Here is a 14,721-nt window from a genome sequence, read left to right on the forward strand (position 1 = left end):
TGGAGGATCGGCCAATCCTCCGATGGCCGCACTCCATCGGCCGGGGCCTCACCTCGACCACAGGGAGAAGACCATGAAGCTGCTGCGTGTCGGCCCGGCGGGCGCGGAGCGTCCGGCGCTGCTCGACGAGGACGGGACCACCCTGCGGGATCTGTCCGGGCTGGTGGCGGACATCGACGGGGGACTGCTCGCCGACCCGGACGCTCTCGCCCGGGTGCGGGACGCGGCGGCCGGCGGCGTGCTGCCCGCGCTGGACGCCGCCGGGCTGCGCATCGGACCGCCCGTCGCCCGCATCGGCAAGGTCGTGTGCATCGGGCTGAACTACCACGACCACGCCTCCGAGACCGGCGCGGAGCCCCCCGCGGAGCCGGTCGTGTTCTTCAAGGCGGCGGACACGGTCGTCGGCCCGTACGACACCGTCCTGGTGCCGCGCCGCAGCCGCAAGACCGACTGGGAGGCGGAGCTCGCCGTCGTCATCGGCCGGACCGCGCGCTATCTGGCGGACAGCGAGGACCCGCTGTCGTACGTCGCCGGATACGCGGTCTCGCACGATGTCTCCGAGCGTGAGTTCCAGCTGGAGCGCGGCGGGACCTGGGACAAGGGCAAGAACTGTGAGACCTTCAACCCCCTCGGGCCCTGGCTGGTCACCGCCGACGAGGTGCCCGATCCGCAGGCGCTGTCCCTGAGGCTGTGGGTCAATGGCCGGCTCCGGCAGGACGGCAGCACCGCGGACCAGATCTTCCCGGTGGCGGACGTCGTCCGGTACGTCAGCCAGTTCATGACCCTGTACCCCGGCGACGTCGTCAACACCGGCACCCCGGCCGGAGTGGCGCTCGGGCAGCCGGAGCCGAAGCCGTTTCTGCGCGCGGGCGATGTCGTGGAGCTGGAGATCGAGGGGCTGGGGCGGCAGCGGCAGGAGTTCAAGGACGCGTAGCCGGACGGGGGAGCCACCGGTGGGGCTTGATTGCGGGGGGCTTCGCCCCCGGGCCCCTGCGCCTCAAGCGTCGGCGGGGCTTGATTGTGCTGCCTGTTTGGGGGCACGGCCGACAGGCCGTGTCCGGGGGCGCCTGGCCCCGGTCACAGGTGAGACTCCATAAAGCGTTCCAGCGCCTCGACCACCAGCGCGTGGTCCTCGGCCTGCGGCAGGCCCGAGACCGTGACCGTGCCGACGACGCCCGCGCCGTCGACCGTGATCGGGAACGAGCCGCCGTGCGCCGCGTACACGTCGGGGTCGAGGCGCGAGGACGCCTCGAACGTCGTGCCCTTGGCGCGCTGCCTGGCGCCCACCAGGTACGAGCTTGCCCCGTAGCGTTCGACGACCCGCCGCTTGCGGTCGATCCAGGCGTCGTTGTCCGCGCTCGAGCCCGGCAGTGCGCAGTGGAAGAGCTGCTGCGGGCCGCGGCGGATGTCGATCGCGACGGGGGCGCGGCGCTCCCGTGCCAGCGAGACGAGCAGGTTGTCGAGCGTCCAGGCGTCGTCGTACGTGAAGCGGGGCAGGGTGAGCCTGCGCTCCTGCGCCTCGATCTCCTCGGCGGTGAGTGCGTGCGTCACGCTCATGACGCGAGCTCCACGGTCACGCCTTCGCGCGCGGAGCGCAGGGCCGCCTCCAGGACGTCCAGTGTGGCGGCGGCCTCCTCGACGGTGACGGGCGGGGCGGTCTTCTCGCGCAGGGCCCGCTCCACGGCCGCGTAGTACGCCGGGTAGTCGCCCGGCACGGTGGCCAGCGGCCGGCCGCCGCCGGTCAGCGGGGACTCGCCCGCCCCCACCCGGCCCCACGCCGACTCCGGCTCCACGCCCCACGCCGGCTCCTCCGGGCCCGGCCGGCGTCCTTCGCGCAGGGCGGCCTCCTGCGGGTCGAGGCCGTACTTGACATAGCCCGCGCGTGAGCCGAGCACCCGGAAGCGCGGGCCGAGCTGCGCGGCCGTGGCGCTGACGTACAGATGGGAGCGCACCCCGCCCGCGTGCGTGAGCGCGATGAAGGTGTCGTCGTCCGTCTCCGCGCCGGGACGGCGTACGTCCACCTCGGCGTAGACGCGGACCGCCGGGCCGAAGAGCGTGAGCGCCTGGTCGACGACATGGCTGCCCAGGTCGTACAGCAGTCCGCCGATCTCCTGTGGGTCGCCGGACTCCCGCCAGCCGCCCTTGAGCTGGGGCCGCCACCGTTCGAAGCGGGACTCGAAACGCTGCACCGTGCCCAGCTCGCCGTTCGCCAGCAGTCCGCGGAGAGTGCGGAAGTCGTTGTCCCAGCGGCGGTTCTGGAAGACGGAGATCAGCAGTCCGCGCTCCTCGGCGAGCGCCGCCAGTTCGCGCGCCGCCGCCGCGGTCCCGGCGACCGGCTTGTCCACGACGACCGGCAGACCGGCGCGCAGCGCGGCCGCGGCGAGCGGGACATGGGTCTTGTTCGGGGAAGCGACCACGATCAGGTCGAGCTCGCCGGACCTCTCCCACAGCTCCTCGGGGGATTCGGCGAAGCGTACGCCGGGGAATTCGGCGCGCGCCTGCTCCCTGCGCTCGGGGCTGGAGGTGACGATCGTGTCGAGGGCGAGGCCCTCGGTCGCCGCGATGAGCGGGGCGTGGAAGACGGAACCGGCCAGGCCGTAGCCGACGAGTCCGACGCGAAGGGCACTCTTCATGGAGCTCACTTAAGCAACGCTGTTGCCAAAGTGCAAGCGGGCCGGACAATGGGCAGGTGACGATGTTTCCCCGAGGCACAGGGCGGTCTCCCGCCGGCGCCGGACTGCCCGCCCTGCGCAGCCACAACGCCGCGCTCGTCCTCGATCTGCTCCGCACGGCGGGCGAGGACGGCATCAGCAGGCCGGAACTCGCCGAGCGCACCGGGCTCACCCCGCAGGCGGTCAGCAAGATCACGGCACGGCTGCGGGACGAAGGGCTGGCGGCACAGGCGGGCCGCCGCCCGTCCACCGGAGGCAAGCCCCGCGCCGTGCTCCGGCTGGTCCCGTCCGCCGGGCACGCCGTCGGGCTGCATCTCGACCGGGACGAGCTGACGGCCGTACTGCTCGACCTCGCCGGTGAGACGGTCGCGTACGAGACGAGGCCGCTGGATCTCGGCGCGGACCCGGAGGCGGTTGTCGAGACGGTCGTGGACGTGGTCGTCGGGGCGGTTGTCGGTGCGGTCGCGGACTCCGGGGGGCGGTCCGCGGACGACGGCCGGGTGCTCGGAGCGGGGGTCGCCATGCCGGGCCCGCTCGACCATGCGCACGGTGTGCCCGGCAGGGTCACCGGGTTTCCCCACTGGGACGGCTATCCGCTGCGTGACGCCCTCGCCCGCCGCCTCGCCCTGCCCGTCGTCCTCGACAAGGACACCAATGCCGCGGCGCTCGGCCTCGCTCTGCGCGCATCCGGCGGGTCAGGCGGACCCGGCGGACCCGGAGGACCCGGCGGACCCGGCGGGTCATTCGCCTACCTGCATCTCGGTACCGGGCTGGGGGCGGGGCTTGTCCTCGGCGGGGCGCTGTACCGGGGGGCGCGTACGGGGGCGGGGGAGTTCGGCCACCAGGTCGTCCAGCTGGACGGGCCCCTGTGCGAGTGCGGCAACCGCGGCTGCATCGAGGCGCTGTGCCTCGCCGCCGCGGCCCGCGGCGACCTGGCGGAGGCGGCGCGGGTCCTCGGCGTCGGGGCCGCGAACCTCGTGGGGCTTCTCGACGTCGACCGGGTGCTGCTGGGCGGTCGCGTGGTCGCGGGGGCGGAAGAGGTGTTCGTACGGGGGGTGGACGAGGTCCTCGCCGCGTCGCGTACGGGCGTGGTCGCCGAGGCCGTCCCGGTCGCTGCGGGCGGGGCGCGGCTGGTCGCGGAGGGGGCGGCACAGCTGGTGCTCGCGCCGGTGTTCGGACGGGCGGAGGCCGTCCCGGCGCACCCGGTCACCGAGGCGGCTCAGGCGGCTCAGGCGGTCCCGGTGACTCCGGCGGTCCCGGTGGCCCGGCGGTAGCACCCCGGCGCGCCGGGCGTCGCCGGTGCGGCCGGTGTTCCCGCCTGCGCGCCTGCCACGGCCGCCCTGCCGCCTGCCTGCCCGCCGCCTGCCACGGCTGCTCGCGCGCTTGCCGCCGCGCATCACGGCGTCTCCGGCCGCCGGCCCGGCCGATCGGCGGTCTGAGCACCGGGATCGCGGGGGCGGTGTCCCGATGATGGCCGAACGGCGCTCGGACTGCGGCCGCACCTAGGCTGATGGGGCTAAGCCGCACGGCAGTTGGGTCGTCCTGTGCCGTGATGCGCGAGTCGCGCCGCCCGCGGGGCAGACAGTCCATGGGCGGCCGGCGCGCTTCCGCCGCACCGCCGTCCGCGAGCAGCACGCGACAGCAAAGGCACCCCATGCGACTGCGCAACGCCGTCACCGTCACCCTCACCGTGACCGCGGCCGCGGTCGCACCCGTGGCGGTCCCCGCGCCCCTGGCCGCGGCGGCGCTGGCCCGCGGCCCGGCCGACATCCGGGCGGCAGGACCGCCGGGCCCTGCCGCGGTCCTCGTCCCCGGGGCCGTACCGGCGTCCGTCCCGGGGCACGCCCCGAAGCCCGCCCCGGCGGCGGTCCCCGGGCCCGTCCCGCAGGTCGTCCCCGCCCCCTCACCGGCGCGCGCGCCCGTACCCGTGCCCGCCCCGGTGCTCGACCCGGCCTCGCCGGAGGGCGGAGGGCCCGACCGCCGTGGGTCCGCCGGCCGGCAGCCCTCCTGCGGCGACCGGTCCGACCCGGAGTTCCCGATCGAGACCCGTGTCCAGGACGGCCCCGGGGAGTACCGGCCCGGCGGGGGCTTCCAGGAGTGGTCCCTCGACCTCGGCAACACCACCCGCGAGACCTGCCACAACATCCACCCGGTGGTCGTCTTCACCCCGGACGACCCCGCGGCCCTCACCGCCGACCGGCTGCGGCTCGAATTCCAGGAATCCGAGGCCGGCCGCTGGCGCCCGGTGGCTCTGGAGAAGACGTCCGAGGACGAGATCGTCGGCGTCGTCGACGCTCCCGGCTTCCCCGGCTTCGCCGTGCCCGCGCGTGACTCCGTCCCCGTACGCATGCGGCTCGCCTTCGACGCGGAAACGCGCGCTCCCGTCCGGGTGACGGCCAACGCCGCGGTGGTGCAGCGCAAGGGCGGCGACGGCGACTGGGTGGGGGAGTCGGGCGACTACCGGTTCGCCGTCCTCGACGACGACGCGGAGGAGGACGAGCCCGCCGGAGTGCTGAAGGAGCTGGCCGCCACCGGGGCGCAGGCGCTGCCGTGGCTGGGCGCCGGGGCGGCCGCTGTGGCGCTGTGCGGCGCGGGGCTGCTGCTGGCGGCGCGCAGGACGGGCGGCCGTCGCCGCGGCTGACCCGGTTGACCCCGTTGACCCGGTCGCCTCGCTGACGCCGGACTCCCCGCCCGCCTGCGCTCCGGCGGCGCGGCCTCCTGGACGGCGGTCCCGGCGGCGGCCCCGGCGGCGGTCGGTCCAGGCGGTCGGTCCGGGTGGTCGGCCCCGGCGGCGGTCGGACCAGGTGGTCGGACCAGGCGAGCGACGAGATCACCGACGGCTCCGAGATCTGCGAGCATCTTCCCGTGGACTACCCGAACGACCAGGCCCCCGGCGCCCCCGTCCGGTCCGGCATCCCGGAACACGGGCGCATACCCAAGTACTACGCCGTCAAGGCCCGTATCGCGGCGCTGACGGAGGAGCTGGGCGAAGGAGGGCCGCTGCCCACCGAGCGCGACCTCGCGCTGCGTTACGAGGTCTCCCGCGAGACCGTGCGCCAGGCGCTGCGCGAGCTGCTGCTGGAGGGGCGGCTGCGCCGGCAGGGCCGGGGCACCGTCGTCGCCGGGCCCAAGCTGGAGCAGCCGCTGACGCTCGCCAGCTACACCGAGGGCGTCCGCCGTCAGGGCCGCACCCCCGGCCGCAATCTGATCACCCTGGACCGTTTCCCCTGTCCGGCCGGGCTCGCCGCGGAGGTCGGCGTCGAGCGTGGCGAGCCGGTCTGGCATCTGGAGCGGGTGCTGCTCGCCGACGATGAGCGGGTCGGCCTGGAGAGCACCTATGTCTCCGTCGTCCGGGCGCCCCGGCTCGACGTGGACTTCGACCCCGACTCGTCCTTCTACGCCTACCTCAGGGAGCGGCTCGGCATCGTCTTCGGCGACGCCGACGAACGGATCGAGACGGTGCTCGCCACCCCCCGTGAGGCGCTGCTCATCGGCACCCCGCCCGCCCTGCCGATGCTGCTGATCCACCGGCTGTCGCGGGACACGGAGGGCCTGCCGCTGGAACGCGTGCGCAGCCTCTACCGCGGGGACCGCTTCAGCTTCACCACGCACCTGAAGGGGAGCTGAGAGGGACGCTGAGAGGCGGGCCGGCAGGCGCGGACCCCTCCGCCCCGGCTCGCTGGATCATCACGAAAAGATAACGGGTCTGGGCCAAGATTGAGCTGTCGTTCACCGGGCCGTCGCCGTTCGCCCCCCGCCGGGACACCGCCCCGCAGCACCGTTGCCGCCGTGAGAGTCATCGTCGTAGGAGCCGGCGTGGTGGGAACCCTGCACGCCTGGCACGCAGTGGAACGCGGCCACGAGGTCGTCCAGATCGAGCGCGAGGAGGAGGCCCGGGGCGCGAGTCTGCGCAACTTCGGGCAGATATGGGTGAGCGGCCGCGCGGGCGGCGAGGAGCTGGCGACCGCGCTGCGCGCCCGCGAGCTGTGGGAGCGGATCGGCCGGCGCGTCCCCGGACTCGGCTTCCGGCCGTGCGGCTCGCTCACCCCCGTACGCGGCGAGCGCGAACTGGCCGTCGCCGAGGCCGCCCTCGCCCGCCCGGACGCCGCCGACCGCGGCTACAAGCTGCTCACCGCCGACGAGACGCGCGCCGTCAACCCGGCGCTGCGCGGCGAGTTCACCGCCGCGCTGCACTGCGAACGCGACGCCGCCGTCGAACCCCGCACCGCCCAGCTCGCCCTGCGCACCGCGCTGCGCGCCTCCGGCCGGTACGCCTTCCTGCCCGGCCGCGAGGTGCGCGAGGTCGTCGGCCGCGGCGCGGTACGCGACGACCACGGGGACGTCCACCGCGGCGACGCCGTCGTCCTCGCCACCGGCGCCTGGCTCGGCGGACTGGTCCGCGAACTCGCCCCGGACCTCCCGGTGCGCCGCGTACGCCTCCAGATGGCGCAGACCGCGCCGCTCGGCGAGCAGCTGACCACCTCCGTCGCCGACGCCGACTCCTTCCGCTACTACCCGGCGTACGCCTCCGAGGCGCTCGACGCTCTCAACGCCGCGCGGCCGCAGGCCCCGACCGCCGCCGCGCACCGGATGCAGCTGCTGATGGTGCAGCGCCTCGACGGCGGGCTGACCATCGGCGACACCCATGAGTACGAGCACCCCTTCGCCTTCGACACGCTCGAAGACCCCTACGAGCACCTCACGCAGGTCGTCGAGGGGTTCCTCGGCAGACCGCTGCCCGCGATCCGCCGCCGCTGGGCGGGGGTGTACGCGCAGTGCGCCGACCCCTCCCGCGTCGTGCACCGCGAACAGGTGCGCGAGGGCGTGTGGCTGGTGACCGGGCCCGGCGGGCGCGGCATGACCTGCGCGCCCGCCATCGCCGAACAGACCGGAAGCGAACTGGGCTGGTGAACCCGATGAATCCCCTGAACGAGTCCCTGAACGAGTCCCTGAACGAGCCCCTGAACGAGCCCCCGCGCGAGCCCCTGAACGAGCAGATCAAGCTGGTCGTCCTCGACATGGCCGGGACGACCGTCGCCGACGACGGCCTGGTCGAGCAGGCCTTCACGGCCGCCGCGCAGGCCCTGGGCGAGGACCCCGCGCCCATGCTCGGCCATGTCCGGGCCACCATGGGCGAATCGAAGATCTCCGCGTTCCGCCACCTTTTCGGCGGGGACGAGACGAAGGCGAGGGCCGCCAACGCCGCGTTCGAGGACGCGTACGGAACGCTCGTCGCCGACGGGCGGATCGCACAGGTCCCCGGAGCGCGCGCCGCGATCGAGGAACTCCGGGGTCAGGGCCGTGCCGTCGTCCTCACCACCGGATTCGCCCGCGTCACCCAGGACGCCATCCTCGACGCCCTCGGCTGGCGCGATCTGGCGGACCTCACCCTCTGCCCCGCCGACGCGGGCGGCCGCGGCCGCCCCCACCCGGACATGGTGCTCGCCGCCTTCCTGCGCACCCGGGCGGCGGACGGCGTACGGCAGATCGCGGTGGCCGGCGACACCTCGTACGACATGCTCAGCGGCGTACGGTCCGGGGCGGGGGTCGTGGCGGGCGTCCTCACCGGCGCGCACGACGAGCCGCGGCTGCGGCAGCACGGGGCCACGCACATCCTGGGTTCGGCAGCCGAACTGCCCGGCCTCCTCGCGGACCTTACGGGGCAGGGGCTGTGACGGCCGCCGACGCCGACGGCACGCAGGGAAGCGCGCCGGGCGGCACACCGGGCGGCATACGGTTCGACGGCGTCACCGTCGCCTACGGCCGCAGCGTCGTCCTCGACTCGTTCGACCTCACCGTCGAGCCGGGCGAGGTGATGGCGCTGCTCGGGCCCTCGGGCTCCGGCAAGACCACCGCGCTGCGGGCCGTCGCCGGATTCGTCCAGCCCGTCGCCGGGCGGGTGTTCATCGGCGGACGCGATGTCACCGCGCTGCCGCCGCACCGGCGCGGGATCGGGATGGTGGTGCAGCAGTACGCGCTCTTCCCGCATATGCGCGTCGCCGACAACGTCGCCTTCGGGCTGCGCGCCCGGAAGGCCCCGTGGGCCGGGATACCGGCGCGGGTCGCCGAAGCGCTGGAGATGACCGGCATGGCTGCCTATGCCCGGCGGTACCCGCGCGAGCTGTCCGGCGGACAGCAGCAGCGCGTCGCCATCGCACGGGCGCTCGCGATCCGGCCGCAGGTGCTGCTGCTCGACGAGCCGCTGTCCGCGCTGGACGCGCAGCTGCGGTCCGGGATGCTCGGCGAGCTGGCGCGGCTCCACCGGGAACTGCCGGATGTCTCGGTGCTGTACGTCACCCACGACCAGGTCGAGGCGCTCACCCTCGCCGACCGCATCGCCGTCATGGACCGCGCGCGGCTGCGGGACTGCGGCACGCCGCAGGAGCTGTACCGGCGGCCGGCGACGGAGTTCACGGCCTCGTTCGTCGGCGGCGCGAATCTGCTGCCGGTTGCGGTGGAGAGGGGCTGCGTCCGGTTCGCGGGCACTCCGCTGACCGTCGCGGGCGGGGCGGTCCCGGGCGGGAGCGCGACGCTGTGCGTACGGCCGCACGCCGTACGGCTCGGCGACGGGCCCAACGCACTGCGGGGCGTCGTGCGCGAGACACAGTGGCGCGGCGCGACACACCGGCTGTCCGTGGACGTCGGCGGCCACCCCGTCGCGGCGGACCTGCCGGACCTGCGGGACGCGCCAGGGGCGGGGGACGCCGTGGTCCTGCACTTCGCACCGGAGGACGCGGTGCTGGTGCCGACGGGATCGGGGGCGGGCGATGAGTGACCTGCCGCCGTCGCCGGCGGCCGGGCCGTCGCGCGCGGCCGGGCCGCCGAGCCCCACGAGGACATCCGGCCGCGGCGGCCCGCGCGCCGAGGGCCTGCCCCGGATTCTCTGGGCGCTGCCGCCCGTCGCCGTGCTCGGGCTGGTCTTTCTGTATCCCCTCGGGCTGGTCGTCCAGGAGTCCCTCGCACCCGGCGCCTACGGCGAGGTCCTCGGCTCGAAGGCGTTCCGGGACGCGTTGGGGACCACCGTGTGGCTGGCGGCCGGGGCCACCGCCGGCTGTCTGGTTCTCGGGTTCACGCTCGCGCTGGTCATCGCGTTCGCGCCGTTTCCCGGGGCACGGGCCGTCGCGCGGTTCGTCGATGTGTTCCTGTCGTTCCCGTCCTTTCTGATCACGCTCGCGCTGCTGTTCATCTACGGAACCGCCGGCATGGCCAACGGCCTGTGGACGGATGTCACCGGCGCGCCCGAGGGGCCGTTCCGGTTCCTCACCACTCCCTGGGGCGTGCTGCTCGCCGAAGTCACCTACTTCACGCCGTTCGTGATGCGCCCCCTGCTCGCCGCCTTCTCACAGCTGGACACCGCCCAGCTGGAGGCCGCCGCGAGCCTCGGCGCGCGCCCCGCGCGCATCGTGCGGACCGTGATCCTGCCGGAGGCGCTGCCCGCGCTCGCGGCGGGCGGCAGCCTCGTCCTCGTCATGTGCCTCAACGAGTTCGGGATCGTCCTGTTCACCGGGGCGAAGGGCGTCACCACGCTCCCGATGCTCGTCTACGGCAAGGCGATCCTCGAATCCGACTACGCGGCCGCGTGCGTGGTCGCCGTCGTCAATGTCGCGCTCTCCGTGGGCCTGTTCAGTCTCTACCGAATGGTCAGCCGCCGTGTTGGTGCATAGCCGCAAGGCGAAGTGGGCCCTGTGGGCGCTCTTCGGCCTGCTCTTCCTGCCCCTGTTCGCGCTCCCGCTGCTCGTCGTCGCCGCCGCGTCCGCATCCGCCAACTGGTCGGGGGCGCTGCCGTCCGGGCCGACCGTCGAGCACTACGCGGAGGCCGTGCGCGACGAGTCCCTCGACGCGCTCGTCACCAGCCTCCTCACGGCCGCTGCGGCGAGCCTGCTGGCGCTCGCCGCCGGCGCCTGGGCGGCGCTGGCCGCGGCCTCGCTGGGCGGGCGCGGCAGGCTCGGCCGCCGCCTCAAAAGGGCCCTGGACGCGCTGTTCATACTGCCTGTCGCCGTCCCCTCCGTGGTCGTCGGGCTCGCCGTCCTCGTCGCCTTCTCCCAGCCGCCGCTGCTGCTCAACGGCACCCGCTGGATCGTGATCCTCGCGCACGCCGTCCTGGTCACCGCGTTCGCCTACCAGTCGGTGTCGGCCGCCCTCGCACGACTGGACCCGATGTACGAACAGGCCGCGGCCAGCCTGGGCGGCCGCCCCTGGTACGTCCTGCTGCGGGTGCGGCTGCCGCTGCTGCTGCCCTCGCTCAACGCCGCCGCCGGGCTCTGCTTCGCCCTGTCCATGGGCGAGTTGAGCGCCACGATGATGCTCTATCCGCCGGACTGGACACCGCTCCCGGTGCTGATCTTCACCGCTGCCGACCGCGGGTCCCTCTTCACCGGCTCCGCCCTCGCCGTGGTCCTGATGGCCACGACGCTGCTGGTCCTGCTCGCCGTCTCCCGTATCCGCACCAAAGCCGCATACCGCTAGCACCGCGCCCGTACCGCTAGGAGAACCTCAGCCATGAACACGCACCTCAAGCCGCTCGCCGCCGTCAGCGGCGCTCTCGCCCTCGCCGCCTCCCTCACCGCCTGCGGCGGCGCTTCCTCGGCCGCCTCCGACGAGAAGGCCGTCACGGTCTACAGCGCCGACGGCCTCAAGGGCGACGGCGGCGACGGCTGGTACGACCGGATCTTCGAGGACTTCGAGAAGGAGACCGGCATCGAGGTCAAGTATGTGGAGGGCGGCTCCGGGGAGGTCGTGCAGCGCGCCCTCCGCGAGAAGTCCAACACCCAGGCCGACGTCCTGGTCACCCTCCCGCCCTTCATCCAGCAGGCGGACTCCAAGGGGCTGCTCCAGACGTACGAGCCCCAGGGCGCCGAGCAGGTCAGCGGCGCGGACAAGTCCGGCGACGGGAAGTGGACGTCCGTCGTCAACAACTACTTCGGCTTCATCCTCAACAAGAAGGAGCTGACCGGCTCCGAGGCCCCCACGACCTGGGAAGCGCTGCTGGATCCGAAGTACAAGGACAAGCTCCAGTACTCCACGCCCGGCGTCGCGGGCGACGGCACAGCCGTCGTCATCAAGGCCATGCACGACTTCGGCGGCCAGGAGCCGGCCATGGAGTATCTGAAGAAGCTCCAGGCCAACAACGTCGGCCCGTCGTCCTCCACCTCCAAGCTGGCCCCCAAGGTGGACAAGGGCGAGATCCTCGTCGCCAACGGCGATGTGCAGATGAACTTCGCCCAGTCCAAGTCCATGCCGAACCTGGCCATCTGGTTCCCCGCCAGAAAGGACGGCAAGCCCACCACCTTCGCCCTGCCGTACGCGGCAGGGCTCGTCGCCGACGCCCCGCACAGCGAGAACGGCAGAAAGCTGCTCGACTACATGCTCAGCGAGCAGGCCCAGAAGCAGGTCAGCGCCGTCGGCGGCGGCTTCCCCGCGCGCGGCGACGTCAAGCCCGCCGACGCCAACGCCATCGAACTCGCCAAGCTCATCGAGGGCGTGGAGATCTTCGAGCCGGACTGGCAGGACATCGGCAAGAACCTCACGGCGTACATCGACGCCTGGAAGACCGCGACCGGCAGTTGAGGCCCGAACCGCTCTGAAACCAGGAGGAATCAGATGCCCGACGACGGAACACCGCGCTCCACCACCCGCCGCTCCATCCCCCGCCGAACCGTTCTGACCGCTTCGGCGGCGGCCGCGGTCACCCTCGGCGCGGCCCCTGCCGCAGCCGCCCGCGCTGCCGCCGCCGCGGCCGCACCCGCCCTCCCGGACGGCGTCAGCACGGACAAGGTGCTCGTCATCGGCATGGACGGGCTGCGTCACGACCGCATCGACGCCGCCGACGCACCCCACCTCAAGCAGCTGATGCGGGACGGCGCCTACGGCCTGTCCCTGCTGTACGCGAACCCCATGGCCGCCACCTCCTCCGGGCCCGGCTGGTCCACGATCTCCACCGGCGTCTGGCCGGACAAGCACGGCGTGCGGGACAACTCCTTCGCGGGCAAGGACTACGACCGCTACCCCGGTTTCCTGGCGCGCCTCGCCGCCGTACGGCCCGAGCTGTCCACGTACGCGGCGGTCGACTGGAAGCCGCTGCACACCCAGGGCGCCGTCACCGCAGGAGCGGACGCCGTCCTGGCCCTCGACGGCGACCGGGACGGCTACGCCGGCCATGACGCGACCATCGCGGACCAGGCGGAGGCGGTCCTGCGCGAGCGGAACCCGGATGTGCTGTTCGTGTACTTCGGCAACACCGACGTCGTCGCCCACGCCCATGGCACAGGCCGCCGCTACCTCGACGCCATCGCCGTCCAGGACTCCTACGCCGGGCGGCTGCGGGCCGCGATCGAGGCCCGCCCCACATACGCCTCCGAGCGCTGGACCGTCATCGTCTGCACCGACCACGGCCATGTGGACGCGGGAGGCCACGGGGGCAGCTCGATCGAGGAGCGGCGCACCTTCGTCCTTGCCGCGGGCCCCGGCATCCCCGCGGGCGCGCGGCCCGTCGACACCCGGCTCGTCGATGTCGCCGCCACCGTCTTCCACCAGCTGGGCATCGACCCCGATCCGTCCTGGGGCCTGGACGGCAAGCCCCTCCAGCAGCGCTCGGCCGACGCCTTCGACACGCTGCACCCCTCCCTGTCCGGCCGGGTCGACGAGACGGGCATCCCGGCCGGGGTGCTCGGCTTCACCCGCACCCCGCCCAGCGGCTGGTCCATCGACAACAGCGCGATGGGCATGGGCGGGGTGACCGAGTGGCGCGGCTGGTCCTTCGCCACCGATGAGTTCTGGTCCCGCACCCACCGCGACCAGCAACGTGAACTGAATGTGCGGGCCCGCGGCGTCTTCGCCGTCGCCGACTCCGACGAGTGGTCGGACCGGTCGTTCTCGGGGCCGTACGACACCACCCTGGTCACCCCCGCCTACGACATATCCGGCGCGAGCGCCGCGCGCCTCGACTTCACCGCCTTCTACCGGCAGGAGGGCAGCCAGCGCGCCGAGGTCCTGGCCTCCTTCAACGGCGGCACGCCGGTGCTCGTCAAGCGCTACGACGCCGATGTGATCTCGCAGCCCCAGTCGCTGACCGTGCCCGTCCCCGGCGGCCCGTCCGCCGCGATGCACGTCAGCTTCCGCTTCCGCTACACAGGGGCGAACAACTGGTACTGGGTGATCGACGGGGTCAAGGTCACGGGGGCTTGACTAGGCTGGGGGCGTCGCCACACCGTCGTCGCGGCGCCCCTGGCACCACACCCACCGCACCACGCGCACGGCAGGAGTCCGTCTGATGGCAGAGCGCAAGCCGATCGAATCCTGGCTCACCGACATGGACGGTGTCCTGATCCACGAAGGCGTGCCGATTCCGGGCGCCGACGCCTTTCTGAAGAAGCTGCGGGAGGCGGGACTGCCCTTTCTCGTCCTGACCAATAACTCGATCTACACGCCGCGCGATCTGCACGCCCGTCTGGCGCGCATGGGGCTGGAGGTGCCCCTGGAGAACATCTGGACCTCCGCGCTCGCCACCGCGCAGTTCCTGGACGACCAGCGGCCCGGCGGCACCGCGTACGTCATCGGCGAAGCCGGGCTGACCACCGCTCTGCACGACATCGGCTATGTCCTCACGGACCACGCCCCCGACTATGTGGTGCTCGGCGAGACCCGCACCTACAGCTTCGAGGCGCTCACCAAGGCGATCCGGCTGATCAACGGCGGGGCCAGGTTCATCTGCACCAACCCCGACGAGACCGGCCCCTCAACCGAAGGGCCGCTGCCCGCCACCGGATCGGTCGCCGCGCTGATCACCAAGGCGACCGGCAAGGAGCCCTACTTCGCGGGCAAGCCGAACCCCCTGATGATGCGCACGGGCCTGAACGCGATCGGGGCGCACTCCGAGACCAGCGCGATGATCGGCGACCGGATGGACACCGATGTGCTCGCCGGGCTGGAGGCGGGCATGGAGACCTTCCTGGTGCTCACAGGTCTGACCGGCCCCGGGGACATCGACCGCTATCCCTTCCGGCCGTCCACCGTCGTCGACTCGATCGCCGATCTGGTCGACCGCATCTGA

General features: G+C 73.4%; 14 protein-coding genes. 12 read left to right on the plus strand and 2 right to left on the minus strand.

Annotated features, from left to right (window positions below; genetic code table 11):
• Positions 1 to 73: 73 nt before the first annotated feature.
• Positions 74 to 934, plus strand: coding sequence for a fumarylacetoacetate hydrolase family protein (locus OF819_RS14055; RefSeq protein WP_267243841.1), 861 nt, complete (start codon positions 74 to 76; stop codon positions 932 to 934).
• A 143-nt stretch (positions 935 to 1,077) separates the two neighbouring features.
• On the opposite strand, the gene OF819_RS14060 is transcribed toward OF819_RS14055, so the two are convergent.
• Positions 1,078 to 1,557, minus strand: coding sequence for a heme-degrading domain-containing protein (locus OF819_RS14060; protein ID WP_267243842.1), 480 nt, complete (start codon positions 1,555 to 1,557; stop codon positions 1,078 to 1,080).
• Positions 1,554 to 2,633: a Gfo/Idh/MocA family oxidoreductase gene (locus OF819_RS14065; RefSeq protein ID WP_267243843.1), complete on the minus strand. Its 1,080-nt coding sequence runs from the start codon at positions 2,631 to 2,633 to the stop codon at positions 1,554 to 1,556. Before OF819_RS14065 ends, OF819_RS14060 begins: the two co-directional genes overlap by 4 nt.
• A 62-nt stretch (positions 2,634 to 2,695) precedes the next feature.
• Between OF819_RS14065 and OF819_RS14070 the strand changes: the two genes are divergently transcribed.
• The 11 genes from OF819_RS14070 to OF819_RS14120 all read left to right on the plus strand — a co-directional run bounded on the left by OF819_RS14070 (position 2,696) and on the right by OF819_RS14120 (position 14,721).
• A complete protein-coding gene (locus OF819_RS14070; protein ID WP_267243956.1) occupies positions 2,696 to 3,946 on the plus strand; it encodes an ROK family transcriptional regulator in 1,251 nt (416 codons plus the stop codon).
• 380 nt (positions 3,947 to 4,326) lie between these two features.
• Entirely contained in the window at positions 4,327 to 5,313 is a 987-nt protein-coding gene (locus OF819_RS14075; RefSeq protein WP_267243844.1) for a hypothetical protein, read from the plus strand.
• Between the two features lie 224 nt (positions 5,314 to 5,537).
• Positions 5,538 to 6,299: a GntR family transcriptional regulator gene (locus tag OF819_RS14080; RefSeq protein ID WP_267243845.1), complete on the plus strand. Its 762-nt coding sequence runs from the start codon at positions 5,538 to 5,540 to the stop codon at positions 6,297 to 6,299.
• 162 nt (positions 6,300 to 6,461) lie between these two features.
• Complete coding sequence (locus tag OF819_RS14085) at positions 6,462 to 7,583, plus strand: TIGR03364 family FAD-dependent oxidoreductase (RefSeq protein WP_267243846.1); 1,122 nt, start codon at positions 6,462 to 6,464, stop codon at positions 7,581 to 7,583.
• 5 nt (positions 7,584 to 7,588) lie between these two features.
• On the plus strand, positions 7,589 to 8,347 hold the full coding sequence (locus OF819_RS14090; RefSeq protein ID WP_267243847.1) for a phosphonatase-like hydrolase: 759 nt from the start codon (positions 7,589 to 7,591) through the stop codon (positions 8,345 to 8,347).
• A complete protein-coding gene (locus OF819_RS14095; RefSeq protein ID WP_267243848.1) occupies positions 8,344 to 9,447 on the plus strand; it encodes an ABC transporter ATP-binding protein in 1,104 nt (367 codons plus the stop codon). Before OF819_RS14090 ends, OF819_RS14095 begins: the two co-directional genes overlap by 4 nt.
• The gene (locus OF819_RS14100) at positions 9,440 to 10,336 is read left to right on the plus strand and encodes a 2-aminoethylphosphonate ABC transporter permease subunit (RefSeq protein ID WP_267243849.1); all 897 of its coding nucleotides are present in this window, start codon (positions 9,440 to 9,442) and stop codon (positions 10,334 to 10,336) included. Before OF819_RS14095 ends, OF819_RS14100 begins: the two co-directional genes overlap by 8 nt.
• Positions 10,323 to 11,138, plus strand: a complete 816-nt coding sequence (locus OF819_RS14105; protein WP_267243850.1) for an ABC transporter permease subunit — start codon at positions 10,323 to 10,325, stop codon at positions 11,136 to 11,138. Before OF819_RS14100 ends, OF819_RS14105 begins: the two co-directional genes overlap by 14 nt.
• 33 nt (positions 11,139 to 11,171) lie before the next feature.
• Positions 11,172 to 12,239: a 2-aminoethylphosphonate ABC transporter substrate-binding protein gene (locus OF819_RS14110; RefSeq protein ID WP_267243851.1), complete on the plus strand. Its 1,068-nt coding sequence runs from the start codon at positions 11,172 to 11,174 to the stop codon at positions 12,237 to 12,239.
• A gap of 33 nt (positions 12,240 to 12,272) precedes the next feature.
• Entirely contained in the window at positions 12,273 to 13,856 is a 1,584-nt protein-coding gene (locus OF819_RS14115; RefSeq protein WP_267243852.1) for an alkaline phosphatase family protein, read from the plus strand.
• 85 nt (positions 13,857 to 13,941) lie between these two features.
• The gene (locus OF819_RS14120; RefSeq protein ID WP_267243853.1) at positions 13,942 to 14,721 is read left to right on the plus strand and encodes an HAD-IIA family hydrolase; all 780 of its coding nucleotides are present in this window, start codon (positions 13,942 to 13,944) and stop codon (positions 14,719 to 14,721) included.

This window comes from Streptomyces sp. PR69, from assembly GCF_026420845.1.
GTDB lineage: Bacteria > Actinomycetota > Actinomycetes > Streptomycetales > Streptomycetaceae > Streptomyces.

What these genes read in the sequence shown, in the direction of transcription:
- OF819_RS14055 (WP_267243841.1), top strand. Translation starts at nt 74, where the DNA reads ATGAAGCTGCTGCGTGTCGGCCCGGCGGGCGCGGAGCGTCCGGCGCTG.
- OF819_RS14060 (WP_267243842.1), bottom strand. Translation starts at nt 1,557, where the DNA reads ATGAGCGTGACGCACGCACTCACCGCCGAGGAGATCGAGGCGCAGGAG.
- OF819_RS14065 (WP_267243843.1), bottom strand. Translation starts at nt 2,633, where the DNA reads ATGAAGAGTGCCCTTCGCGTCGGACTCGTCGGCTACGGCCTGGCCGGT.
- OF819_RS14070 (WP_267243956.1), top strand. Translation starts at nt 2,696, where the DNA reads ATGTTTCCCCGAGGCACAGGGCGGTCTCCCGCCGGCGCCGGACTGCCC.
- OF819_RS14075 (WP_267243844.1), top strand. Translation starts at nt 4,327, where the DNA reads ATGCGACTGCGCAACGCCGTCACCGTCACCCTCACCGTGACCGCGGCC.
- OF819_RS14090 (WP_267243847.1), top strand. Translation starts at nt 7,589, where the DNA reads ATGAATCCCCTGAACGAGTCCCTGAACGAGTCCCTGAACGAGCCCCTG.
- OF819_RS14100 (WP_267243849.1), top strand. Translation starts at nt 9,440, where the DNA reads ATGAGTGACCTGCCGCCGTCGCCGGCGGCCGGGCCGTCGCGCGCGGCC.
- OF819_RS14110 (WP_267243851.1), top strand. Translation starts at nt 11,172, where the DNA reads ATGAACACGCACCTCAAGCCGCTCGCCGCCGTCAGCGGCGCTCTCGCC.
- OF819_RS14115 (WP_267243852.1), top strand. Translation starts at nt 12,273, where the DNA reads ATGCCCGACGACGGAACACCGCGCTCCACCACCCGCCGCTCCATCCCC.
- OF819_RS14120 (WP_267243853.1), top strand. Translation starts at nt 13,942, where the DNA reads ATGGCAGAGCGCAAGCCGATCGAATCCTGGCTCACCGACATGGACGGT.